Below are 23,916 nucleotides of genomic sequence, written 5' to 3'. Positions count from 1 at the left end.
TGGACTGGTAATGCGCCGCGGCCTTCTTGGTTCGACAATGGCGGTCAGAAAGTGAAATCACCATGCAATTCGCCTCCCGCCTCGACAACGTCGAAACCTCCGCCATTCGCGAACTCTTCAAGCTGCTCGGCACACCCGGCATCATCAGCTTTGCCGGTGGCTTTCCGGACAGCGCCATGTTCGACGTCGAGGGCCTGAAAGAAGCCAGCGCCAGGGCCTTGAACGAAGAGGCGTCCGGCGCCCTGCAATACGGCGCCACCGAAGGCTACGAGCCGCTGCGCACGCAATTGAGCGCCTTCATGAAGAGCAAAGGCGTCGATGTCGATCCGAGCGGCCTGATCGTGACGACCGGCAGCCAGCAGGCGCTCGATCTGCTCGGCAAGACGATGATCTCGCCTGGCGACAAGGTCATCGTCGAAGGGCCGACATTCCTCGCGACCATTCAGTGCTTCCGCCTGTATGGCGCGCAGCTCATCAGCGCACCGATCGACGCGCACGGCGTGAAGACCGACGAGCTCGAGGCGCTCATCGCCGAGCACAAGCCGAAGTTCGTCTACCTGATTCCGACCTTCGGCAATCCGAGCGGCGCGCTGTTGAGCCTGGAGCGTCGGAAGAAAGTGCTCGAGCTGGCGGTCAAATACCAGACGCTGGTGGTCGAAGACGACCCGTACGGCGACCTGTATTTCAACGAGCCGCCGCCGCCGTCGATCATGGCTTTGAGCAAAGACGTGCCCGGCAGCCGCGAGCTGCTTGCGCACTGCGGCAGCATGAGCAAAGTGCTGAGCCCGGGCCTGCGCATCGGCTGGATGATCGCGCCGGCCGAACTGCTGGCCAAAGCCACCATGTGCAAGCAGTTCAGCGATGCGCACACCAGCACCTTCGCGCAGGCGACAGCCGGCCAGTACCTGAAGAGCGGCCGTATGCCGGCAACGCTGGACAACGTGCGCAAGGTCTACGGCGAGCGTGCCAAGGCGATGGCTGCAGCGCTGGAACGTGCACTGGGCGATGCCGTTGCCTTCGAGCAGCCGGACGGCGGGCTGTTTTTCTGGGCCCGACTCACGGGCGCGAACGGCAGGTCGTCGGATGCGGCTGCGTTCGCTAAACGGGCCATCGAACAGCGCGTGGCCTTCGTGCCCGGCGCGCCGTTCTATGCCGAGAAGCCCGACATGGCGACCTTGCGCCTGAGCTTCGCGACGGCCAACGTCGAGAAGATCGAAGAAGGCATCGCGCGGCTGGGCAAGGCGCTCTGAAAGTTACGGCGAGCGGTGCAGCCGCGGCGCCCCGAGCGCCACGAGGTTGTCCGCGATGGCAGCGTCGACATTGGGCCAGCGGCCCGACAGACGCGACAGCGTCATGATCGTTTGCAGCGCCTTCAGATCCTTGACGCTGGGTGCTACCTTGATCTGCGCGATCGCCGCGCCTGCGTTGCCGCCGTTGATGAGCGACATCACCTTGCTTGCCCAATCGTTTGCCCGTGCCATGAAATTTCCCTGATGCGCGTTGAGTGCCGAATGTAGCCGCGGTCTGCAGTCATTGTCATTGGCGCGGGGGCGCACGGTACGATGACCCATGAAAAAGACTTTCCAGCTGCGCCCCGAAGGCAAGCACCCCGACCGCGTTCTCGAGGCGATCAAGCATGAGGTCCGCAAATACATCAAGCGGGAGCGTCGGCGTCCGGTGCAGGCAGACACTGATTTTCTCGACTTCGATTGCAAGTTCGGCACGACCGCTGAAACGGCCGAAGCGGTGCACCTGTCGGCGTTGACCGCACTGATGGACGGCGTTGCCAAAGAAGCCGGCCCGCAGTTCTACGTAGAGATCCTCGGCAAGCCGGGTCATCGCACGGCCAAACCAGCATCGGGCACACCCGCACTTGAGGGCAATGCGCTGCCCGAGACAAAGGCTTAAAGTTCATTTTCCTCAAACGAAAGGGCTCATCATGGCAAAACCCACCGCCAGCAAAACTGCTGACCTCAAGACACGTCGCAAGGCTCCGCTCGCGACGCCGAGCGACCTGGCAGCCGAGGCCACGGTCGATATCGCGGCGGCGCTCAACGGCGTTCTGGCCGATGTGTTCGCGCTTTATCTGAAGACCAAGAATTTCCACTGGCACATGAGCGGCCCGCACTTTCGCGACTATCACTTGCTGCTCGACGAACAGGGCGACCAGCTGTACGCCATGACCGACCCGATCGCCGAGCGAATCCGGAAGACTGGCGGAACGACCCTGCGTTCCATCGGCCACATCGCGCGCATGCAGCGCATCAGCGACAACGACAGCGACTATGTCGATCCGCTCGACATGCTGTCTGAGCTGCGCGAAGACAATGCCACGCTGGCGGCCCGCCTGCGCGAAGCCCATAACGTGACCGACGAGCATCGCGACATCGCGTCGTCGAGCCTGCTCGAAAACTGGATCGACGAAACCGAGCGGCGCACCTGGTTCCTGTTCGAATCCAGCCGGCGCGGTACGCCGGCCTGATCCGTCGACGCATTAGCGTCGTTTACTGCAGGATCTCCAGCAGCCGGTCGAGGCCACCTTCGTTGATTGCGACCATGGCCTGTTCGCGAACCTTCGGCTTGGCGTGATAGGCGACCGACAGGCCGGCTTCGGCCATCATCGGCAGGTCGTTGGCACCGTCGCCGACGGCGATGGTTTCGGTCGGCGAGATGCCGAGCAAAGAAGCCACTTCGAGTAGCGTGCGGCGCTTCTCGACGCCGTCGCAGATATCGCCCCAGCTTTGCTGTGCGACCGCGCCGGTGAGCTTGCCGTCGGCCTCGTCGAGCAGGTTGGAACGTGCGAAATCGATGCCGAGCCGGTCCTTCACCCGGTTCGCAAAGAAGGTGAAGCCACCCGACACCAGCAGCACCTTGAGTCCTGCTGACTTGCACGCCGTGACGAGTTCGGTGGCGCCAGGGTTGAGGTGCAAGCGCTCGTCGTAGACCTGCTGTAGCGCAGCCACCGGCACGCCTTTCAACAGCGCGACGCGGCGTCGCAAGCTTTCCTTGAAGTCCTTGATCTCGCCACGCATGGTGGCTTCGGTGATGGCCGCGACCTCGGCCTTCTTGCCGACTGCATCGGCGATCTCATCGATGCACTCGATGTTGATCAGCGTCGAGTCCATGTCGAATGCGATGAGCTTGAAGTCGGCGAGGCGCAGCGGCGCCTTCACGCGCTGTAGCACAAGGCCGGACGTAGGTGCCGTGAGTTTGTTCATGCGACGACCGCTTCCTTGACCACCGGTTGCCCCAGGCTCCGCAGCACATCCCGCACCATCTGCGCCCGCTCTTTCGGCTCCTTCAACTCGCGTTCGATGCGCAGCTTTTCGTTGCCGGCCAACTTGATGTGCTTGTTCTTCTGGATCAGGTGAATGATCGCCATCGAATCGACCGGCGGGTCTTTCTTGAAAGTGATGTGAATCACACCCGGCGCAGCATCGACCTTGATGACGCCGTACGGCCGCGCGAGCACGCGCAGGCGGTGCGTGTCGATGAGTGTCTGCGCCTGCGGCGGCAACTTGCCGAAGCGGTCGACGATCTCTTCCAACAGGATGTCGATTTGGTCGGAGGTCTTCGCGGTCGCCAGCTTCTTGTAGAACGACAGGCGCAAATGCACGTCGCCGCAGTAGGTGTCCGGCAGCAGCGCAGGGGCGTGCAGGTTGATCTCGGTCGTGACGCTGAGCGGCGATAGCAAGTCCGGTTCTTCGCCCGCCTTGAGCGATCGGACGGCTTCGCTCAGCATCTCGTTGTAGAGCTGGAAACCGATCTCCATCATGTTGCCGCTCTGGTTATCGCCGAGCACTTCGCCCGCGCCGCGAATCTCCAGGTCGTGCATCGCCAGGTAGAAGCCCGAGCCGAGCTCTTCCATCTGCTGGATGGCTTCGAGCCGCTGTGCGGCGTGCTTGGTCAGGCCTTCGATGTCGGGGACCATCAGGTAGGCATAGGCCTGATGGTGACTGCGCCCGACGCGGCCACGCAGCTGGTGCAGTTGCGCCAGGCCGAACTTGTCGGCGCGGCTCATGACGATGGTGTTGGCGGTCGGCACGTCGATGCCGGTCTCGATGATGGTCGAGCACAACAGCAGGTTGTAGCGCTGCGCCACGAAGTCGCGCATCACACGTTCAAGCTCACGCTCCGGCATCTGGCCGTGGGCCACGGCGATGCGAGCCTCGGGCAAGATTTCTTCGAGCTTCTGGCGTCGGTTTTGGATGGTGTCGACTTCGTTGTGCAGAAAGTAGACCTGCCCGCCGCGCTTCAGCTCGCGCAGCACGGCTTCGCGAATCACGCCGGTGCCTTCGTTGCGCACGAAGGTCTTGATGGCGAGCCGGCGCTGCGGCGCGGTCGCGATCACGCTCAGGTCGCGCAGTCCTTCGAGCGCCATACCGAGCGTGCGCGGAATCGGCGTGGCTGTCAGCGTGAGCACGTCGACCTCGGCGCGCATCGCCTTCATGGCCTCCTTGTGGCGCACGCCGAAACGATGCTCCTCGTCGATGATGAGCAAGCCGAGGTTCTTGAACTTGACCGATGCTGAAAGCAGCTTGTGCGTGCCGACGACGATGTCGACCGTGCCTTCTGCCAGCCCCTTGGCGGCGGCGGTGATCTCTTTCGCGGAACGAAAGCGGCTCATCTCGGCCACCTTGACCGGCCACTTGGCAAAGCGGTCGACCAACGTCTGGTAATGCTGCTCGGCCAAGAGGGTGGTCGGCGCCAGAATCGCGACCTGCTTGCCACCCGTGACCGATATGAAAGCGGCGCGCAAGGCCACCTCGGTTTTGCCGAAGCCGACGTCGCCGCACACCAGCCGGTCCATCGGTTGCGGCGAGATCATGTCCTGAATGACGGCGTGGATCGCGCCCTTCTGATCAGCCGTTTCCTCGAAGCCGAAGTCATTGGCAAACACTTCGTAGTCGGCGGCTGAATAGCGGAATGCGTGGCCCTGGCGAGTAGCCCGCCGCGCGTAGATGTTGAGCAGTTCGGCCGCCGAATCGCGCACTTGTTCTGCGGCGCGGCGCTTGGCCTTTTCCCATTGACCGGAGCCCAGCTTGTGCAGCGGCGCCTCGTCCGCACTGACGCCGGTGTAGCGGCTGATCTGGTGCAACTGGCTCACCGGCACATAGAGCGTCGCCTTGTCGGCGTACTCGATGTGCAGCATCTCCTGCAGCAGCGGCTTGCCTTCGGCGTCGACGCCCTGACCGAGGTCCATGTGCACGAGGCCACGGTAGCGTCCGATGCCATGCGCGGAATGCACCACCGGGTCACCGACCTTGAGTTCCGACAGATCCTTGATCAGCGCCTCGACATCGCTGACCTGTTCCTGCTTTTTGTTGCGGCGGCGCGTGGTCGGCGTGGTCGCGAACAGTTCGGTTTCGGTGACGAAGTCGATGCCTGTCTCGCGCCATGCGAAACCGGCGACCAGCGCCGCGGTGGCGATGCCGATCTTCTCGTCGGGCGACGCCTCGAACTCGGCGAGCGAATCGAACGAAGGCGGATTGACACCGCTGGCCCGCAGGAAGTCGAGCAGGCTCTCGCGCCGGCCATCGCTCTCGGCGATGAGCAGCACGCGGTGCGGCGTGGTGTCGATGTGTAGCTTGAGGCCGACCAACGGATCGTCTGCGCCGCGAACGACGGCGAAGGGCGGTAGCTTGTCGAACTCGGCGTAAGGCACGCTGTCATCGACCGAGCGGATGGCCAGCTGCGCATGCGGCTTGGCGCGCAGGTAGAACTGTTCGGCGCTCAGGAACAGCGTTTCCGGTGGCAGCGCGGGCCGCTCAGGGTCGCCGCGCACCAGCCGGTAGCGCTCGCCGGTGTCCTGCCAGAAATGCTGGAACGCCGGCTCCAGGTCGCCGTGCAAGACAACCGTGGTGTCGGCACCGAGATAGTCGAACACCGTCGCCGTCTCTTCGAAAAAGAGCGGCAGGTAGTACTCGATGCCGGCGGTCGCGACGCCGTTGCCCATATCCTTGTAGATGCGGCTCTTGGTCGGATCGCCTTCGAGCATTTCGCGCCAGCGGCTGCGAAAGCGTGCGCGGGCGTCGTCGTCCATCGGGAACTCTCGTCCAGGCAGCAACCGCACTTCGGGCACGGGATAGAGGCTGCGCTGCGTGTCGGGATCGAAGGTGCGGATCGAGTCGATCTCGTCGTCGAACAGGTCGACCCGAAAGGGCACGAGTGAACCCATGGGGAACAGGTCGATCAGGCCGCCGCGCACCGCGTATTCGCCCGGGCTCACGACCTGCGTGACGTGCGTGTAGCCGGCGAGGGTGAGCTGCGCCTTGAGCTTGGTGTCCTGCAGCTTTTGCTTGGTCTTGAAGTGAAAGGTGTAGCCCGCCAGAAACGATGGCGGCGCCAGCCGGTACAGCGCCGTGGTAGCTGGCACGAGGACGACGTCCGCCTCTTTCTGGCTGATGCGCCAGAGGGTGGCCAGCCGCTCGCTGATCAAGTCCTGGTGCGGCGAGAAGCTATCGTAGGGCAGCGTCTCCCAGTCGGGAAACAGCGCACAGCGAAGCTCCGGTGCAAAGAAGGCGATTTCGTCGATCAGTCGCTGGGCGTCGTTGGCGTCAGCGGTGAACACTGCGGTCGCACGACCAGCGGATTTTTCGCGTGTCGCGAGCTGCGCCAGCATGAGCGCGTCGGCCGACAACGGGGGGCGCGGCAGCGTGAATCGCTTGCCCGCCGTGAGATGGGGGAGGTCCATGAATCGCTTCGAAAAATGCAGAACACCCCGCGCCGGATGGCGAGGGGTGTACGACCGTGCAATTCTAGAATGGTGGCCTCATTGCTGCTGGCGCGCTGGCTCATTCACCATTCGACGTTCTCACCGCGCCGATCTACAGGAATTGCATGTCGTCTTCGCGTCTCTATGTGCTCATCCCTTGCGCAGGCTCCGGCCATCGCGCGGGCGGCACGCTGCCCAAGCAATACCAGCAGATCGCCGGTCGGCCGATGGTGGCGCACACGATCGATGCTTTTTGGGCGCTGACGGGTCGCTTCACCGCATTGGCCTTGGTCGTGGCCGAAGGTGACCGCGACATCGCGACGGTGCTTCCGGACTTTCCGGGGACCGCCGAGCATTTGTTCAAGGTCGGCGGCGCGAACCGCGCGGCCAGCGTGCGCAATGGGTTGCAGGCGCTTCGCGGGCAAGGCGCGGGTCCGCACGACTGGGTGCTCGTGCACGACGCCGCGCGATGCCTCGTCACGCCGACGCAGATCGAAGCGCTGATTGCTGCCTGTGAGCACGATGCCGCCGGTGGCCTGCTGGCGCAGCGGTTGCCCGACACGCTCAAGGTCGCGTCACCCGAAGGCCGTGTGGCAGCGACCCTGACCCGTGCCGACAAGTGGCTCGCGCAAACACCGCAGATGTTTCGCATCGGGATGTTGCGCGACGCCCTCGAACGTGCCGGCGACAGCGTGACTGACGAGGCGAGCGCCATCGAGGCGCTGGGCTTGGCGCCCCTGCTGGTGCCGGGCAGCGCACAAAATTTCAAGGTGACCTATGCAGAAGACTTCTCACTGGCGGAGGCCGTGCTGAACAGCCGGCGCCGTATTGAGCGCACCGACAAACCATGACGATGCCCTTCGACATTCGCGTCGGCGAAGGCTGGGACGTGCATCAGCTGGTCGCCGGTCGCAAGCTGATGCTGGGCGGCATCGAGGTGCCGCACACCGCGGGCCTGCTCGGCCATTCCGATGCCGACGTGCTGTTGCACGCCATCACCGATGCGCTGCTGGGCGCTGCGGGGCTGGGCGATATAGGGCGACATTTTCCGGACACAGATGCCAGATTCCACGGCGCCGATTCCGCCGCGCTGCTGGCTGAAGCAGCGGCGCGCGTGCGGGCGGCTGGCTGGGCGATCGGCAATGTCGACAGCACCGTGATCGCGCAGGCTCCGAAGTTGGCGCCGCACATCCCGGCGATGTGCGAGCGGATCGCGACCGTGTTGAACATCGCGATCGACCGAGTGAACGTGAAAGCCAAGACGGCCGAAAAGCTTGGACCGGTCGGCGAAGGGCGAGCGATGGAGGCACGGGCCGTAGTACTTCTTTCGCGCTAGTTTTCTCTAGGGCCCGAACGCGCTGCCGCCCTTCGGTGGCGTTTCAGGTTTCTTACCCAACGGCGCGTCGGGCTTGATCGCTGAGCCCCGCGGCATGCGAATGTGCGCCGCCAGGCCGCGACCGGGCGTGCTGGTCAGCGCGAAGGTGCCCCCCATTCGCTCGATGTTCTTCGCCACGATCGACAGCCCGAGGCCCGCGCCGGCTGCCGACGTGCGTGCCGCGTCGCCTCGGAAAAACGGCTTGGTCAATTGCGAGAGCAGGGCGGGCGCCACGCCGGGGCCATGGTCGCGCACCTTGATCAGCACCGCATCGTTGTGGGCCTGAGCCTGGATGTTGATATCGGCCACGCCGGTCGCAGGCGTCTTGCCGTAGCGCCGCGCGTTCTCGACCAGGTTGGACATCACGCGCTGCAGCTCGACCTCGTCCGCCATCACGCGTAAATCGGGCGCGACATCGACCTTGATCTTCATGTCGTCGTGGTCCTGCACGGCATAGATGCAGGCATCGACCACGTCGCGCAGCAACACGGGTTTGAAGTCGACATGGTCCGGCCGGGCGTAGTCGAGGAACTTGTCGATGATCGAGTCGAGTTGGGCGATGTCGGCAGCCATATGGTTGCGCGCATCTTCGTCTGCCACGCTCAATTCGGTTTCGAGCCGCAGCCGTGCCAGTGGCGTGCGCAGGTCGTGCGAAATGCCGGCCAGCATCACCGCGCGGTCTTGCTCGATCTTGGCAAGCTGGTCGGCCATGCGGTTGAAGCCGATGTTGACGGCGCGAATCTCGCTGGTGCGCGCGCCTTCGTCGAGCCGGTGCGCCTCGTATTCGCCTTCGCGCACCTGGCGCGTCGCGCGCGAAAGCTGCTTCAGCGGCCGGTTGATGAAGCGCGTGATCAGCGCGGCGCCGGCCAGCGACAGCACCACGGCCGTCGCGAGCCAGACCAGCCACGTGCGTCCTCCGACCCGGCTGAAACGCGTCGGGTCCAGCAAGAGCCAGTAGTTGTCGCTTTCGATCGTGAAGCCGATCCACAGGCCCGGCTCGTCGTTGACGCGGCTCGCCACATTGGTGCCTTCGCCGAGCTGATCGATCAGCTCTTCAGTCACGCGCTGGTCGAGCGAGCCACTGGTGTAGGCCTCGACGCGGTCGTTCGGTTCGCGCGGCAGGATCCGCACGCCTTCCTGGTCGGCCAGCGTCTTGATGAGCGACACGCGGGTGATCGCATCGGAATACACCAGCGCCGCGCGCGTCAGGTTGACCAGCGACGCAATCTGATGTGCGGTCTGGATGGCGCGCGGTTCGTATTCGAGGGCGCGAAAGGTCTGCAGCCAGGCAAAAGTGCAGCCGAACAGCAGCAGCGCCAACAGGAAAAAGGTACGCCAAAACAGGTTGAAGCCGAGCTTCAGGCGAGCGCGACCGCGCTGCGGCAACCCTTCGAGCGGGCTTGGCAGCGTGACCGCGCCGGTGTCCTCGCCAAGCGGGTTCGGCAACGTCGATTTGGGGCCGGTGGCCGCCACGGAAATCAGGTGGTGCCGTCCGGCACGAACACGTAGCCGACGCCCCAGACGGTCTGGATATAGCGCGGCGCCGCGGCGTCGGATTCGACCAGCTTGCGCAGGCGCGAGATCTGCACATCGAGGCTGCGATCGAAGGGCTCGAACTCGCGGCCGCGTGCCAGCTGCGCGAGCTTTTCGCGCGACAGCGGCTGGCGCGGATGGCGCACCAGCGCCTTCAGCATCGCAAATTCACCGGTGGTGAGCGACAGCTCCTCGCCGTCTTTTTTCAACGTCCGCGAACCGAGGTCGAAACTGAATGGGCCGAAGTTGACGGTTTCGTTGTCGGTCGACGGCGCCCCCGGCGCCTCGAGTGGCGGGCGGCGGCGGAGTACCGCATGCACCCGCGCCAGCAATTCGCGTGGGTTGAAAGGCTTGCCCAGGTAGTCGTCGGCACCGACCTCGAGACCGACGATACGGTCGACGTCTTCGCCTTTGGCCGTCAGCATGATGATGGGCGTGCGGTCGTTGGCGGCACGCAGGCGGCGGCACACCGAAAGGCCGTCTTCGCCGGGCATCATCAGGTCGAGCACGATCAGATCGACCGTGTCGCGCAGCAGGATGCGGTTGAGCGCCTTGCCGTCTTCGGCAACGATGACTTCGAAGCCCTCTTGCGTCAGGTAGCGACGCAGCAGGTCGCGGATGCGGGCGTCGTCGTCGACGATCACGATCTTGTCGGTGCGAGCGGGGTTTTGATTCATTTCTACAACATTGAATTTGTAACAAAGCCGATTCTGAATGCGTTAGCAGGCCATTGAGCCGGTTTTCACAGTGCTTTGACACTAAGTTACAAAACTTGCGGACGCACGCGGTCCAGACGTTTGCGCGTTGCACGCCGGTGGCACAGTGCCACCATCTTGCCTTTTCGCCACATCATCTTTCTACGTCAGACGCTGCCTTTGGTCGTTGCTTTGCTGTGCTTGCCCGTGCTGCTCTTGGTGCCTGCAGTCGCGGCGCAAGACGGGCCGACGCTGGCGCGTCAACAGCGCCGCAGCGAGCTGCGCACTGCAGTGGACGCGCATCGTGCTTCGCAACGCGAGGAAGTGCGGCGCGAGGAAGCCACCGCCGGCCGTCGCCTGACGGCTGCAGAACTTGCGGAGTTGCGTGACCAAGTGCGGCAACAATGGGCAGCGCGGACCGAGCTGATCCGATCTGTGGAATCGCAACCTGTCGAGCGTATGGTCAGCGCTCCGGAGTCGCGTGCCGTACAGATCCCGGCGCCGCGTTTTCAGCGGCCCTGACCCCTGATCGCGGCGCCGAAATGCGACGCACGCGACCTATGCCGCGCGCCGGCTTGCTCCATCTCTCTTTTAAAAATGGAAGTCCCTTGTTTTGAACGCTACTAAATTGACAGTGGCATACGCCGTTCTTTCCGCGGCTGCCACGGGCTTCGCTCAGACCACGACCTCGGCGCCGCCGCAGAACGTACTGCAGTTGTCGTCCAACGGCACGGTCGAAGTCCAGCAAGACTTGCTCAGCATGGCGCTCGTCACCTCGCGAGACAACGCCGACGCGGCAATCGTGCAGACGCAGTTGAAGACCGCCGTCGACGCCGCCCTGACCGAGGCGCGCAAGGCCGCGCAGCCTGGCCAACTCGACGTGCGCACCGGCAACTTCAGCCTGTCGCCACGCTACACGCGAGACGGCAAGATCAGCGGTTGGCAGGGTTCGGCCGAACTGATCCTCGAAGGGCGCGACTTTCCGCGCATAACGCAGACGGCCGGCCGCATCACGACGCTGAGCGTCGGCAATGTCGGCTTCGGTTTGAGTCGTGAGCAACGAACCAAGGTCGAGGCGGAGGCGCAAACGCTCGCCATCGACAACTTCAAACAGAAGGCCGCCGAGCTTGCCAAGGACTTCGGTTTCGCTGGCTACAGCTTGCGCGAGGTGTCGGTCAACGCCAACCAGGCCAGCCCGATGCGGCCGCGCATGATGGCGATGGAGGCCAAGTCGATGGCGTCCGATTCGGCCGTTCCTGTCGAGGCTGGCAAGACCAGCGTGGTGGTCAACGTGTCGGGCTCGGTACAACTGAAGTAGTCGGGGCTTTTCGAATGTCCATGGATGGTCTGCTCCGCAAGGGCCGTTCACCGGATGACTTACGATGCGCTGAGACAATTGTTTGCATTCCCGAAGCCCGCTTTCATGACCGAACCGACCCTGCATCATGTGGCTTGCCACGACGCCTCCGGCGGTCACCGCATGGCTTACTGGCAGTGGGGCGATCCGCGCAGCGCGCATGTGGTGTTGGGCGTCCATGGGCTCACTCGCCAGGGTCGCGATTTCGATGCTTTGACTCTTTCGCTGTTGGCGCGGGCCGGTAGCGATCTTCGGGTGGTGTGCCCTGACATCGTGGGACGCGGCGAAAGCGACTGGCTCGCCAATCCGGATGGCTACCAGCTGCCGCAATACGCAGCCGACGTCATTGCGCTGATTTCGCAGCTGCATTCGGAGCAAGCGATCGGAACGCTCGACTATGTCGGCACCAGCATGGGCGGTTTGATTGGCATCGCGCTCGCCGGCAGCCCGGGCGTCCCCTTGCCATCGCCGATCCGTCGGTTGGTCCTCAACGACGTCGGCCCAACGCTCGATCCTGCGGCGCTCAAGCGCATCGGCGCTTATATTGGGCATGGCGGGACATATGAAACCCTCGATTCAGCGGCCGACGCACTCTGGGCGCTGTCGAGCACCTTCGGTCCGCACTCTTCGGCGCAGTGGCTGGAACTGTCGCGGCACATGGTGGTTCCTGCCGCGTCGCGCAGCGAGACCGGAGACGCCAAGGTTGCAGGCGGTGGCGATGTCGGCCCCTACGTGCTTCACTACGACCCGGCGATCGCACTGCCTCTGCGTGCAATGAGCGTTGAGGCCGCCACGCAAGGCGAGACGGTGCTGTGGGCGTTGTACGACGCCATCAGCGCCACGACTTTGCTTACGCGTGGGGCGCAGTCGGATTTGCTTGGGCGTGAAACGGCCTCTGCCATGACCGCACGGGGCCCGCACGCGCGCCTCGTGGAATTCGCCGGTGTCGGTCATGCGCCGACATTCGTGGCGGCGGATCAGATTGCCGTCGTCGCGTCGTTCCTGCTCGACTGACAGGTCGGTCGTCCTCCGTTTTACTTTTGTCCGCTGGTCTTTCCTGTGTCTGTATCCATGCCTGAGCATCTCGTCGTCGACTACCCACTGTCTGCCGCCACGGCTGATCGCGCGCCCGTCATCGACCAGATGCTGTCGCGTGCGCGAGCGTTCGCCGAACCGTTGATTGCGGACGAGACACTAGACACCGGCGAGAACACGCTGGCGCATGCCGACGCCGTGGCCAAGATCGTGGCGCACATGGGCGGTTCGGAGGCGATGCAGGCGGCGAGCTATCTGGTCTATTCGTGCCAGCACCTGAACCGCCCGCAAGAGGTGATCGCCAAGGTCTTCGGCGACAACTTCGCGGCGCTGGCCGTCGAGACGACCAAGCTGGTTCATGTGCAGAAGCAGGCGCGTTCTGCCACGGCCAGCACGCAGCTGTCCGATGGCCTCGGCTCGCAGACCGAGAACGTCCGCAAGATGCTGCTGGCGTTTTCTCGCGACCTGCGTGTCGTGATGTTGCGGCTTGCCTCGCGGCTGCAGACTTTGCGGCATGCGGCCGCCTGCAAAGTTCCGGTGGCCGAGAACGTGGCGCGCGAGTCGTTGCAGGTCTTTGCACCGCTGGCCAACCGACTCGGTATCTGGCAAGTCAAGTGGGAGATCGAGGATCTTTCCTTCCGGTTCCTCGAGCCGGAAACGTACAAGCTCATCGCCCGCCTGCTCGATGAAAAGCGCATCGAGCGCGAAGGCTATGTCGAGCAACTGCGCTCGACGCTCGAGCAGGAGTTGAACGAGCAAGGCGTGCAGGCCAAGGTTCAGGGGCGGCCGAAGAACATTTACAGCATCGTCAAGAAAATGCGCGGCAAGTCGCTCGACTTCGCACAAGTCTTCGACATCCTTGCGCTGCGCGTGGTGGTGCCCGACGTCAAGGACTGCTATGCGGCGCTGGCATGGGTGCACTCGCACTTTCAGCCGATCGACGAAGAGTTCGACGACTACATCGCGCGCCCCAAGCCGAATGGCTATCAATCTCTGCATACCGTGGTGCGGGCGGTCGTCGATGGGCAGGCCAGCAAGCCGATCGAGATCCAGATACGCACCGAAGAAATGCACGACCATGCCGAGCACGGCGTTGCCGCACACTGGGCCTACAAAGAGGCCGGCCACAAAGGGTATGCGGGGGTTTGGGCAAGCGGAGAATACGACGCCAAGATCGCAGTGCTGCGTCAATTGCTGGCGTGGGAACGGGACCTGTCGGGCGGTTCGCAAGGCCAGGGGCTGTTCGACGATCGCATCTATGTGCTGACGCCGGATGCGGCCATCGTCGAATTGCCACAGGGCGCGACCGCAGTCGACTTTGCTTACACGGTGCACACGAGTCTCGGCCACCGTTGCCGCGGCGCGCGCATCGACGGCGCGATGGTTCCGCTGAACACGCCGCTGCAAAACGGCCAGACGGTCGAGATCGTCGCGGCGAAAGAAGGTGGCCCGTCGCGCGATTGGCTTAACGGCGAACTCGGCTATCTGGCGAGCCACCGTGCACGCGCCAAGGTGCGTGCGTGGTTCAACGCGCAGATTACGCACGAGACGGTTGCGCGCGGTCGCGAGGCTGTCGAAAAGGTACTGCAGCGCGAAGGCAAGACGTCGATCAAGCTTGACGACCTGGCATCGCAGCTCGGCTTCAAGTCCGCCGACAACCTTTTCGAGGTGGTCGGCAAGGACGAGTTCTCGTTGCGCAACATCGAAATGTTGTTGCGTCCGCCGGAGCCCGCGCCGGGTGCCGATGACGGCGCGCTGATTCGCAAGTCTCGCGGGAGCGAGAAGTCGGCCAAGGGTGGCGTGCTGGTGGTTGGCGTTTCGTCGCTCATGACGCAGCTTGCCAAGTGCTGCAAACCGGCGCCGCCCGACGTGATTGGTGGGTTTGTCACGCGCGGCCACGGCGTCAGCATTCACCGCGCGGACTGCAGCAACTTTCGGCAAATGGCGAGCCGCAATGCAGAGCGCGTCATCGATGTGGAGTGGGGCGCGTCCAAGCCTGAGGACGGCGCCGTGTATGCGGTCGACGTGGCGGTTGAGGCATCGGACCGGCAGGGCTTGCTGCGCGATATTTCAGAAGTGCTCACCCGCGAAAAGATGAACGTCATCGGCGTGCTGACTCAGTCGATCAAGGGAACGGCGTGGATGACGTTCACTGTCGAAATCACCGATGCGGCGCGGCTGGCGCATGTTTTGAAGGTCGTTGCTGGAGTTGCTGGTGTGCGTTCTGCACGTCGGCGCTGAATAGCTCGATTTCTCGGGCTATAATTGCGCTCTCGAATGCATCCTTAGGCGCGTAGCTCAGCTGGTTAGAGCACCACCTTGACATGGTGGGGGTCGTTGGTTCGAGTCCAATCGCGCCTACCAATTTCCCGTTTTCAGATCACAGTTCCGGCATCACTGTTCAACTCAGGCCGGTCCAGCACTGTGGATCGTTGCGCAATTCGCCTCGTCGATCCGCTCGGCTCAGGTTTTTTGCAGCAAGCGGGTCAACTCTCACCACCGACCGCGGTATTTTGGACATACTACGTAACCAGATGTCCTCGACCACCACAGTTCCGACTTCCGCTTCGTCGCAGACCGCGATCGAGTCCGCACTCGAAGAGATGCGGCTCGCCGCGTTGTTGCGCCAGGCGCCACTCGAGTTCGCGCGCGTCGTCTATGGGCTGAACGACCGTGCCAATGGCCGTGCCGGCACCATGGCGGCCGAGGAGGTTGCGCGTACGGTGCGCCAAGGCTCACCGGTGACGCGAGAGCGTGCCGAGCAGCGAGCTCGGGCCTACCTGCCCGTCGCGGGGCAGGAGCATTGCCCGCGTTGCTGGATCTTCAACGGTATCAAGAGTCCGCTTCATTACCGTGAGCCGACCGACACGCGCCCTGAATCCGCTGCATGCAAGGTCTGCGGCGCTGAATACGCCACCGCGCTGGACTGACGCAGCAGCCTCGACGCGCGGCACGGGTGCCGGTCAGGGTAAACCTTGGCGCGACGCTGCGAACCCGCTCCCTAGAATGCCTTCGACGCGACGGCGCGAACACATGAAGGAGTTCCCAGTGCAGAGCAAGAAGTCCGGTAGCAAGCCGGGACAACGCGTCATCAAAAAGTACCCGAATCGAAGGCTCTACGACACGGAAACCTCCACCTACATCACGTTGACCGACATCAAGCAACTCGTGATGCAGAGCGCGCCTTTCGTGGTGCGGGATGCCAAGTCCGGCGACGACCTGACGCGCAGCATCCTGCTGCAGGTCATTCTCGAAGAAGAAGCGGGTGGCGCACCGATGTTTACCGAGCAGGTGCTGTCCAGTCTCATCCGGTTCTACGGGCAGACCATGCAAAGCTACATGGGCCCGTATCTGGAAAAGAACATCCAGGCGATGACCGAGGTGCAGGCCCAACTCTCCGAGAAAGCCGAAGGTCTGTCGCCGGAGATGTGGTCGCACTTCATGACGACGCAGTCCCCGATGTTGCAAGGCCTGATGGGCAACTACGTCGAGCAATCGAAGAACGTCTTTCTGCAGATGCAGGAGCAGATGCAGAAGAACACGGAGCAGGTGCTCGGCGCGTTCGGTCTGAAGCGCCCCTGAAAGCGGTATTGCCCGACGATAGCTGGGACAATACGGGGATATGAGCGAAGTTGTTTTCCCCGAACGAACGGCCCCTGTGGTCGCCGCCCCTAAAGTCGGCTTTGTCAGCCTTGGCTGCCCCAAAGCACTGACCGATTCAGAGCTGATCCTTACGCGCCTCAGCGCCGAGGGCTATCAAACCTCCAAAACGTTCGAAGGCGCCGATCTGGTGATCGTCAACACCTGCGGCTTCATCGACGATGCCGTCAGAGAAAGTCTCGACGCCATCGGGGACGCGCTGGCTGCAAACGGCCGCGTGATCGTGACCGGATGCCTCGGCGCAAAGACCGGCGAGCTTGGCGGCAACCTCGTGCGCCAGATGCATCCGAGCGTGCTCGCCGTCACCGGCCCCCATGCGACGCAGGAGGTCATGGATGCGGTGCATCTGAACTTGCCCAAGCCGCACGATCCGTTCATCGATCTCGTGCCGGGCGCTTTCGGCATCGCCGGGCTCAAGCTCACGCCGCGCCACTATGCGTACCTGAAGATCAGCGAAGGCTGCAATCATCGCTGCACCTTCTGCATCATCCCGTCGATGCGCGGTGACCTTGTGTCACGACCCGTAGGCGACGTGCTGAGCGAGGCCAAAGCCTTGTTTGAAGGCGGCGTGAAGGAGCTGCTGGTCATCAGCCAGGACACGTCGGCCTATGGTGTCGACGTCAAGTACCGCACCGGTTTTTGGGACGGCAAGCCGGTCAAGACGCGCATGCTCGATTTGGTGAAGACGCTCGGCGAAATCGCAGAGCCTTACGGCGCATGGGTTCGATTGCATTACGTGTATCCATACCCGAGCGTTGACGAAATTATTCCGTTGATGGCGAGCGGGCAGGTATTGCCGTACCTCGATGTGCCGCTTCAACACAGCCATCCGGATGTGCTCAAGCGCATGAAGCGTCCGGCCAGCGGCGAGAAGAATCTGGAGCGCATCGCAAGGTGGCGCGAAGGCTGTCCTGAACTGGTCATCCGGAGTACGTTCATTGCCGGTTTTCCGGGCGAGACAGAAGCCGAGTTCGAGCATTTGCTGGACTTCATTCGAGAAGCGCAGATCGATCGGGCCGGTTGTTTTGCCTACAGTTCGGTCGAGGGCGCGACTGCCAACGACATCCCCGGGATGTTGCCCATCGAAGAGCGCGAAGCCCGCCGTGGCCGATTCATGGAAGTGGCTGAAGCGGTGTCGATCGAGAAGCTGAAAAAGCGCATTGGCGCCACGATGCAAGTGCTTGTGGATTCAGCGCCGGGTCTGGGCCGAAAGGGCGGTGTGGGCCGGAGTTATGCCGACGCGCCCGAGATCGACGGCACTGTTCGGTTGCTGCCGCCAGAGAAGATCAGCAAGACCATGAAGGTGGGTGAATTCACCCGCGCTCGCATTGTCGGCGCCGAAGGCCACGACCTGATCGCGCTGCCGATTTGATGGCGCACGCGCATTTCGATCGGGCAACAAAAAAGCCACCGGAGACCGGTGGCTTGATTCGTATAAACCTTGAATGGTTTTATTTAAACTTGGTGCCCAGGAAGGGACTCGAACCCCCACGATGTTACTCGCTAGTACCTGAAACTAGTGCGTCTACCAATTCCGCCACCTGGGCCCACATGCTGCACAAGTGCAACGTGTTTTGAATTTCAGGAAAGAGAGAGATTGTATCAAAAATAATGGCCATCCCAGCGGCTTGCTGGATGAGATCGAAGGCTCGGTTCAAGGACATCGCGATGGGCACGGCTTCGTACAACGCGACGATGGTGAAGCCGACATTTATTTGCCGCCCAATGAGATGCGTGCGGTACTGCACAAAGACCGCGTCAAGGCGCGCGTGGTGCGACAAGACCGTCGCGGCAGGCCTGAAGGCCGTGTCGTAGAGATCGTCGAGCGCCCCGAGCAACCCATCATCGGCCGGCTGTTGCACGAAGGCGGCATCTGGCTTGTCGCTCCCGAAGACAAGCGCTACGGGCAAGACGTGCTGATCCCGAAAGGCGCTACCGGCACCGCGAAGGTCGGCCAGGTCGTGGTGGTGCAACTCACCGAGCCGCCTGCACTGTTCGGTCAGCCGGTCGGTCGCGTCAAAGAGGTATTGGGCGAGATCGACGATCCCGGAATGGAAATCGAAATCGCGGTGCGCAAGTACGGTGTGCCGCATGAGTTCTCGGAGGCGTGTCTGGCCGAAGCCAGGGCATTGCCCGACGCGGTGCGCCCTGCCGATAAGAAGGGGCGCATCGACCTGACCGATGTGCCGCTCGTCACCATCGACGGCGAAGACGCACGCGACTTCGACGATGCCGTGTACTGCGAGCCGGCCAAGGTCGGACGTGGCAAGGGCTGGCGATTGCTCGTTGCCATTGCCGATGTGAGCTCGTACGTGCAGACCGGCTCGGGCATCGACATCGACGCGTACGACCGCGCCACCAGCGTCTATTTTCCTCGCCGTGTCATTCCGATGCTGCCGGAGAAGTTGAGCAACGGCTTGTGCTCGCTCAACCCTGAAGTCGAGCGCCTGTGCATGGTGTGCGACATGCTGGTTGCAGCCGACGGTGAGATCTACGCGTACCAGTTTTACCCGGCCGTGATGTTCAGTCATGCGCGCTTCACGTACACCGAAGTCGCAGCGATTCTGGTCAACACGCGTGGCCCTGAAGCGGCCAAGCGCAAAGACCGCGTGAAGGACTTGCTGAACCTGTCCGACGTGTACAAGGCGCTGCTAAAGCAACGCGGCAAGCGTGGCGCGGTCGACTTCGAAACCACCGAGACGCAGATCATTTGCGACGACGCCGGGCGCATCGAAAAGATCGTCCCGCGTACGCGCAACGAGGCGCACCGGCTGATCGAAGAAGCCATGCTCGCGGCCAACGTATGCAGCGCCGACTTCATCGCAGAAGGCAAGCACCCCGGTCTCTATCGCGTGCACGAAGGCCCGACGCCCGAGAAGAAGGAAATCCTTCGGGGCTACCTGAAAGCAATGGGCGTCGGCTTGTCGATCACCGATGATCCAAAGCCCGGCGAGTTCCAGGCGATCGCGTTGGCGACGAAGGAGCGGCCCGACGCGCAGCAGATATCCACGATGTTGTTGCGCTCGATGCAGCAAGCGATCTACACGCCGATCAACAGCGGTCACTTCGGTTTGGCGTACGAGGCTTACACGCACTTCACCAGCCCGATTCGCCGTTACCCTGATCTGCTTGTTCACCGCGTCATCAAGGCGATTCTCAACAAGCAGAAGTACACGCTGCCGATGTTGCCGACGCCTGGCGAGGCGCATGCCAAGCTCGCAAAGCGGCTGGCATCGCGCGTCAAGGCGCCGACCACCAAGCCCGAGAAGGCTGCCGTGGCGCCCACCAAGGAAGTCCAGGCGTGGCAGGCCGCCGGCTTGCATTGCAGTGCCAACGAGCGCCGTGCCGACGAAGCCAGCCGCGACGTCGAGGCGTGGCTCAAGTGCAAGTACATGCGCGAGCATCTCGGCGAGGAATATGGTGGCGTCGTCAGTTCGGCGACGACCTTCGGCATCTTCGTCACGCTCGACGCGATGTACGTCGAAGGGCTGGTGCACATCACCGAACTGGGTGGCGAGTACTTCAAGTTCGACGAGATGCGGCAGGAACTTCGTGGCGAACGCACCGGTATGCGGTATGCGATAGGCACGCGTGTTCGTGTGCAGGTGAGTCGCGTCGATCTGGATGGTCGCAAGATCGATTTCCGTCTGGTGCGCGAGGGCGAAGACCTCACCTCGCGCGCGATGAAGGACAAGGGCGTGTCGTCGAGCGGCGCACCCGTCAAGGCTTCGGCCAAGCGCGGGTCGCGGCACAAGTCCGAATCCGTTGCCGAGCGCGGACATGATCGAGTCATTGCTGCTGCGAGTGCGGGCGGCAACGTAGCAATGGCAGCGGCGGCGCCGCAATCGGCCATGCAGGCTTTCAAGTCGGCCGTGAAGAACGCCGCAAACAAGATGAAGGGGCGCAAGCCGCGCCGTTGATTTCATCTTTGAACGAGTTTCACTTTGAACACCAGGAGAAAACAGACATGAGCGTTGAGAACAAGGGCCGCGTCGCGGTTGTCACGGGTGCCGGTTCCGGCATCGGCCGCGCGGCGGCACTCGCATTGCTGGGCGATGGGTGGAATGTCGTTCTCGCTGGCCGCCGGCTCGAGCCACTCGAAGCTGTGGCCGAAGAATCGGGCGCTGGTGTACGCGTGCTTGCCGTGCCGACCGATGTGGCCCGTCCCGAGTCGGTCCAGGCATTGTTCGCTGCCGCTGTCGATCGCTTTGCCCGTGTCGACTTGCTGTTCAACAACGCTGGCGTCGGTAATCCCGCAGGTCCCTTTGAAGATTGGACCGAAGCGCAATGGAAGGGCGTCGTCGACATCAACCTGAGCGGCATGTTCTATTGCATCCAGCAGGCTTTTCGCACGATGAAGGCGCAGACGCCGCGCGGTGGTCGCATCATCAACAATGGCTCGATCTCGGCAACGACGCCGCGCCCGAATTCGATCGCTTACACGGCGACGAAGCACGCGGTAAAGGGGCTGACCAAGACAGCGTCCCTCGATGGCCGCAAGTACGACATCGCCGTGGGGCAGGTCGATGTCGGCAACGCCATGACCGAGCTCGCTTCACGCATGGCCAAGGGCGTGCCGCAGGCCAATGGCGAATTGGGCATCGAGCCATTGATCGACGTGAAGATCGTCGGTCAGTCGGTGTTGTACATGGCGAACCTGCCGCTTGAGGCGAACGTCTTGTTCCACACCATCATGGCGACCAAGATGCCGTTTGTGGGGCGCGGCTGACCTGAAGCAGGGCTGGAGCTAATCCGGTCGTTGGCGGGCCAAGCCGTCAGCCGTAAGCGGGTGGTCTTCGGGCCAACGGTCGGCAAGGGCACCGTGCCGCCACACCGCTTCGCGCGCTGCGTCCATTGCCGATCGTCCACTAGCCAACGCTGCGCCCACCATCCCGGCCAGCACGTCGCCGGTGCCTGCAGTGGCCAGGCGCGCATTGCCGGTGAGGTTGATGATCGGTGCGGCAGCGCCTGCGGCAATGACCGAGCCTGACCCTTTCAGCACCACGACACCGAAACGCGCGGCCAAACTTCGGGCAGCGGCAAGGCGGTGCGATTGCACTTCACTCGCCGACGCTTCGAGCAGGCGTGCTGCTTCGAGCGGATGTGGCGTCAGCACCGTAGCGCGACCGCGTCGCACGCGCGCTTCGAGCAATTGCTGCAGGCTCATATCGAGGGCGATCGCGTTCAGGGCGTCGGCGTCGAGCACCAGTGCTTTGGCCGTCGAGATGACGCGCGGCAGCAGGGCGCGTACTGCGTTTCCGCCGCCGCAGCCGCAGACCACGGTAAGCGCGGACAGGTCGAGCGACTCGACCTTGCGCAACATCAACTCGGGTTGTTGGGTGTCGACCGCCGCGGCATGCGGATCGAGCAAGCCGACAAGCACGCGCCCGGCGCCGGCGTGAAGGGCAGCAGACGCCGCGAGTAGCGCTGCGCCCACCATTCCGGGCGCGCCACCGATCACGGCGACATCGCCGTAGCTGCCTTTGTGCGACGCATGCGCCCGCCGGGTTATCAGGGGTTTGCCAGCCAGCTTTGCAGTCGATGTTTCGACCGCGGTAGCGCATCCCAAGTCGTCGAACCAGACTTCGCCAGCGGCGTCGCGGCCGTGCGCGGTAAAGAGGCCGGGCTTCAACGTCAGAAGGCTCAGGCAGTAGCGTGTGGCGGCCGTCGTTGTTTTGTTGTTCGCCTGTATGTCGCCTGAGAAGGCCTTCGCGCCATCAACGGCGTTCGCGGAATTCGCCACAAGCACGCCAGTGTCGGCATTCAGGCCCGACGGCACGTCGATGCTCAACAGCGGCGCTTCGGCCGCGCGCATCAGCTGCAACCACTCAGCCATCTTGCCTTCAGGCGCGCGTGTCGAGCCTATGCCGAGCAGGGCGTCGATCGCAAGGTCATGTCGTGCGGGTGGCTCGTGGACGATGACGACGCCTGCGTCGCGGGCCCGCCGCAGAGATGCCATTGCGTCCGCGGGCAAACGCGCCGCATCGCCACAAAAAGTGACTACGGGCGCGAATCCGCGGCGCTGCAACTCGCACGCAGCTTCGAAGCCGTCACCACCGTTGTTTCCCGGACCGCAGGCGATCCAGACGGTGCGGGCGTGCGGCGTGATCGCCATCGCAAGCCGCGCGGTCGCCATGCCGGCGCGCTGCATGAGCGTGTGCGCAGGAAGGCCGGCGGCGTGTGCAATTTCGATGCGGCGCGTGGCCGCGATGTCGAATAGATCGCAAATCGTTTCGGATGTGATGCGTTGCATGACACTCGATATTTTCAGGCCAACATCAATCGTTCGACGCCCAGACCTTCGAGATCGATCTCGGGTCGTCGCCCTCCGACCAAGTCGGCCAGTACGCGCGCGCTTCCGCAAGACAACGCCCAGCCGCTCGAGCCGTGCCCGAGGTTGAGCCAGATACCTGTCACTCCGCTGGCGCCGAGCACCGGCGGACCGTCGGGCAGCATCGGTCGCGCACCCTTCCATTGCTGCACGCCCGACTGAAGCGTCGCTGCGCCCGGAAACCAGTCTTGCAACACCTTGTAAAGCGTCTGAAGTGCAGCGGGGTTCATGGTGTCGAGTGATCCACCGAGTTCTGCGCTGCCGGCTACGCGAACGCGTTGGCCGAGGCGAGAGATGGCGACTTTGTGGCGCTCGTCCATTACCGCGCTTTGCGGCGCGTTCAACGGCTCGCGGATGTTTGCGCTGATCGAGTGCCCGTACACCGGCGTCAGCGGAATCCGCAGGCCCAGCGGGCGCAGAAGACGCGCAGAAGCCAAGCCAGCACACACAACGACCGCATCGAAGGGAAGGGCGGGTGAACCGGCAGCCAACGAAAGGGAAGTGGGTGCCGATCGACTCAGGGGAGCGATATCGCAATTGAAATGAAATTGAGCCCCAAGTGCCTCGGCCTCCCACTTCAGGAGCAACGCGAATTGGCGGCAATTGGCGACCTCGTCGTCCGGCAGATGAATGGCGCCCGCCAGGTCCGTGTCGGTACTCAGTGCCGGCTCGATGCGCCGGGCTTCGTTGGCATCGACTTCCCGGAAATTCGTACCCGCTTCGCGCAATACGTCGAGGCCAGGCTGCACCAGTTTCTGCTCGCGTTTCGAGCGCAGCAAAACCAGGTAGCCATCGCTTCGCTCGTAGCTCAGCTCGCGGGCTTCGGTAATCTCGTGCAGGCGCGTGCGACTGTAGAACGCTAGGCGCTGCATGCGGCTTCGGTTGGCCAGGTACGTCTCCAGTTTGCAGGCCTTTTGCCAGCGTGACATCCACCTGACATCGCGCGCGCTGATCGGCCAGCGAAGCTTGATGGCGCCGTGCGTCGAAAGCAGCGACCGAAGCACCTTGCCGCGCATGCCTGGCGCTGCCCAAGGCGTGACGTAGCCGGGTGCGACCACGCCAGCGTTGGCAAAGCTGGCCTCTTCAGCGGCTGCGCCGCGGCGTTCGAAGACAGTCACCTCATGTCCGTCGGCCACTAACTCCCAAGCGGTTGTGACGCCGATGATGCCGGCGCCAACGATCGCGATTTTCATTCGAACTCTTTAATCAATGAGG

General features: G+C 63.2%; 21 protein-coding genes and 2 tRNA genes. 15 read left to right on the top strand and 8 right to left on the bottom strand.

Annotation, left to right across the window (positions count from 1 at the left end; genetic code table 11):
• The first annotated feature begins 62 nt into the window (after positions 1–62).
• Positions 63–1,250 carry a PLP-dependent aminotransferase family protein gene (locus tag QN397_RS08830; protein ID WP_323500694.1) on the top strand — a complete coding sequence of 396 codons (1,188 nt, stop codon included), beginning with the start codon at positions 63–65 and terminating at the stop codon, positions 1,248–1,250.
• Positions 1,251–1,253: 3 nt separating this feature from the next.
• Here QN397_RS08830 and QN397_RS08825 read toward each other — a convergent pair whose 3' ends face one another.
• The gene (locus QN397_RS08825; protein ID WP_187052227.1) at positions 1,254–1,481 is read right to left on the bottom strand and encodes a hypothetical protein; all 228 of its coding nucleotides are present in this window, start codon (positions 1,479–1,481) and stop codon (positions 1,254–1,256) included.
• 88 nt (positions 1,482–1,569) lie between these two features.
• On the opposite strand from QN397_RS08825, the gene QN397_RS08820 reads away from it, so the two are divergent.
• Positions 1,570–1,908: a DUF6172 family protein gene (locus tag QN397_RS08820; protein WP_323500693.1), complete on the top strand. Its 339-nt coding sequence runs from the start codon at positions 1,570–1,572 to the stop codon at positions 1,906–1,908.
• 31 nt (positions 1,909–1,939) lie between these two features.
• Positions 1,940–2,482 (top strand): Dps family protein, encoded by a 543-nt coding sequence (locus QN397_RS08815; RefSeq protein ID WP_187052225.1) that lies wholly within the window; start codon positions 1,940–1,942, stop codon positions 2,480–2,482.
• Positions 2,483–2,504: 22 nt separating this feature from the next.
• Here QN397_RS08815 and serB read toward each other — a convergent pair whose 3' ends face one another.
• Together serB and mfd are read right to left on the bottom strand one after the other, a co-directional pair.
• The gene (serB, locus tag QN397_RS08810) at positions 2,505–3,218 is read right to left on the bottom strand and encodes a phosphoserine phosphatase SerB (RefSeq protein ID WP_323500692.1); all 714 of its coding nucleotides are present in this window, start codon (positions 3,216–3,218) and stop codon (positions 2,505–2,507) included.
• The gene (gene mfd, locus QN397_RS08805; RefSeq protein ID WP_323500691.1) at positions 3,215–6,694 is read right to left on the bottom strand and encodes a transcription-repair coupling factor; all 3,480 of its coding nucleotides are present in this window, start codon (positions 6,692–6,694) and stop codon (positions 3,215–3,217) included. Before mfd ends, serB begins: the two co-directional genes overlap by 4 nt.
• A 146-nt stretch (positions 6,695–6,840) precedes the next feature.
• Here mfd and ispD point away from each other — a divergent pair, with 146 nt between their 5' ends.
• On the top strand, positions 6,841–7,566 hold the full coding sequence (ispD, locus tag QN397_RS08800) for a 2-C-methyl-D-erythritol 4-phosphate cytidylyltransferase (protein WP_323495041.1): 726 nt from the start codon (positions 6,841–6,843) through the stop codon (positions 7,564–7,566).
• The gene (gene ispF, locus QN397_RS08795) at positions 7,563–8,051 is read left to right on the top strand and encodes a 2-C-methyl-D-erythritol 2,4-cyclodiphosphate synthase (protein WP_323495042.1); all 489 of its coding nucleotides are present in this window, start codon (positions 7,563–7,565) and stop codon (positions 8,049–8,051) included. The genes ispD and ispF overlap by 4 nt, the downstream gene beginning before the upstream one ends.
• 6 nt (positions 8,052–8,057) lie before the next feature.
• Here the strand turns inward: ispF and QN397_RS08790 are convergent, their stop codons facing one another.
• The gene (locus QN397_RS08790; RefSeq protein WP_323495273.1) at positions 8,058–9,497 is read right to left on the bottom strand and encodes a sensor histidine kinase; all 1,440 of its coding nucleotides are present in this window, start codon (positions 9,495–9,497) and stop codon (positions 8,058–8,060) included.
• Positions 9,498–9,568: 71 nt separating this feature from the next.
• Complete coding sequence (gene ompR / locus QN397_RS08785; protein ID WP_068632698.1) at positions 9,569–10,300, bottom strand: two-component system response regulator OmpR; 732 nt, start codon at positions 10,298–10,300, stop codon at positions 9,569–9,571.
• Between the two features lie 156 nt (positions 10,301–10,456).
• On the opposite strand from ompR, the gene QN397_RS08780 reads away from it, so the two are divergent.
• The 8 genes from QN397_RS08780 (at position 10,457) to rimO (ending at position 17,742) form a co-directional block, all read left to right on the top strand.
• Positions 10,457–10,840 (top strand): hypothetical protein, encoded by a 384-nt coding sequence (locus QN397_RS08780; RefSeq protein ID WP_323500690.1) that lies wholly within the window; start codon positions 10,457–10,459, stop codon positions 10,838–10,840.
• Between the two features lie 112 nt (positions 10,841–10,952).
• Entirely contained in the window at positions 10,953–11,636 is a 684-nt protein-coding gene (locus QN397_RS08775) for an SIMPL domain-containing protein (protein ID WP_323500689.1), read from the top strand.
• A gap of 105 nt (positions 11,637–11,741) precedes the next feature.
• Positions 11,742–12,689 carry an alpha/beta fold hydrolase gene (locus tag QN397_RS08770; RefSeq protein ID WP_323500688.1) on the top strand — a complete coding sequence of 316 codons (948 nt, stop codon included), beginning with the start codon at positions 11,742–11,744 and terminating at the stop codon, positions 12,687–12,689.
• Positions 12,690–12,746: 57 nt separating this feature from the next.
• On the top strand, positions 12,747–14,951 hold the full coding sequence (locus QN397_RS08765; RefSeq protein ID WP_323495046.1) for a bifunctional (p)ppGpp synthetase/guanosine-3',5'-bis(diphosphate) 3'-pyrophosphohydrolase: 2,205 nt from the start codon (positions 12,747–12,749) through the stop codon (positions 14,949–14,951).
• A gap of 46 nt (positions 14,952–14,997) precedes the next feature.
• Positions 14,998–15,074: transfer RNA gene (locus QN397_RS08760), tRNA-Val, on the top strand.
• Positions 15,075–15,244: 170 nt separating this feature from the next.
• Positions 15,245–15,640, top strand: a complete 396-nt coding sequence (locus QN397_RS08755) for a hypothetical protein (protein WP_323500687.1) — start codon at positions 15,245–15,247, stop codon at positions 15,638–15,640.
• Positions 15,641–15,743: 103 nt separating this feature from the next.
• Positions 15,744–16,292, top strand: coding sequence for a polyhydroxyalkanoate synthesis repressor PhaR (gene phaR, locus QN397_RS08750; protein ID WP_323495047.1), 549 nt, complete (start codon positions 15,744–15,746; stop codon positions 16,290–16,292).
• Positions 16,293–16,332: 40 nt separating this feature from the next.
• Positions 16,333–17,742, top strand: coding sequence for a 30S ribosomal protein S12 methylthiotransferase RimO (rimO, locus tag QN397_RS08745; RefSeq protein WP_323500686.1), 1,410 nt, complete (start codon positions 16,333–16,335; stop codon positions 17,740–17,742).
• A 90-nt stretch (positions 17,743–17,832) separates the two neighbouring features.
• Here the strand turns inward: rimO and QN397_RS08740 are convergent.
• Positions 17,833–17,917: transfer RNA gene (locus tag QN397_RS08740), tRNA-Leu, on the bottom strand.
• An 81-nt stretch (positions 17,918–17,998) separates the two neighbouring features.
• Here QN397_RS08740 and rnr point away from each other — a divergent pair.
• Complete coding sequence (rnr, locus tag QN397_RS08735; protein WP_416352320.1) at positions 17,999–20,290, top strand: ribonuclease R; 2,292 nt, start codon at positions 17,999–18,001, stop codon at positions 20,288–20,290.
• Positions 20,291–20,337: 47 nt separating this feature from the next.
• Entirely contained in the window at positions 20,338–21,099 is a 762-nt protein-coding gene (locus QN397_RS08730) for an SDR family oxidoreductase (protein WP_323495049.1), read from the top strand.
• 18 nt (positions 21,100–21,117) lie between these two features.
• Here the strand turns inward: QN397_RS08730 and QN397_RS08725 are convergent, their stop codons facing one another.
• Positions 21,118–22,623 (bottom strand): NAD(P)H-hydrate dehydratase, encoded by a 1,506-nt coding sequence (locus QN397_RS08725; RefSeq protein ID WP_323500685.1) that lies wholly within the window; start codon positions 22,621–22,623, stop codon positions 21,118–21,120.
• A gap of 14 nt (positions 22,624–22,637) precedes the next feature.
• On the bottom strand, positions 22,638–23,894 hold the full coding sequence (locus tag QN397_RS08720; protein ID WP_323500684.1) for a D-amino acid dehydrogenase: 1,257 nt from the start codon (positions 23,892–23,894) through the stop codon (positions 22,638–22,640).
• Positions 23,895–23,916 lie beyond the last annotated feature (22 nt).

The sequence above is a fragment of the Variovorax sp. RTB1 genome (genome assembly GCF_035018765.1).
In the GTDB taxonomy this organism is placed as follows: Bacteria; Pseudomonadota; Gammaproteobacteria; order Burkholderiales; family Burkholderiaceae_C; genus Variovorax.
Note: the sequence above shows the minus strand (reverse complement) of the source record. Positions and strands in the feature narration are given on the sequence as shown.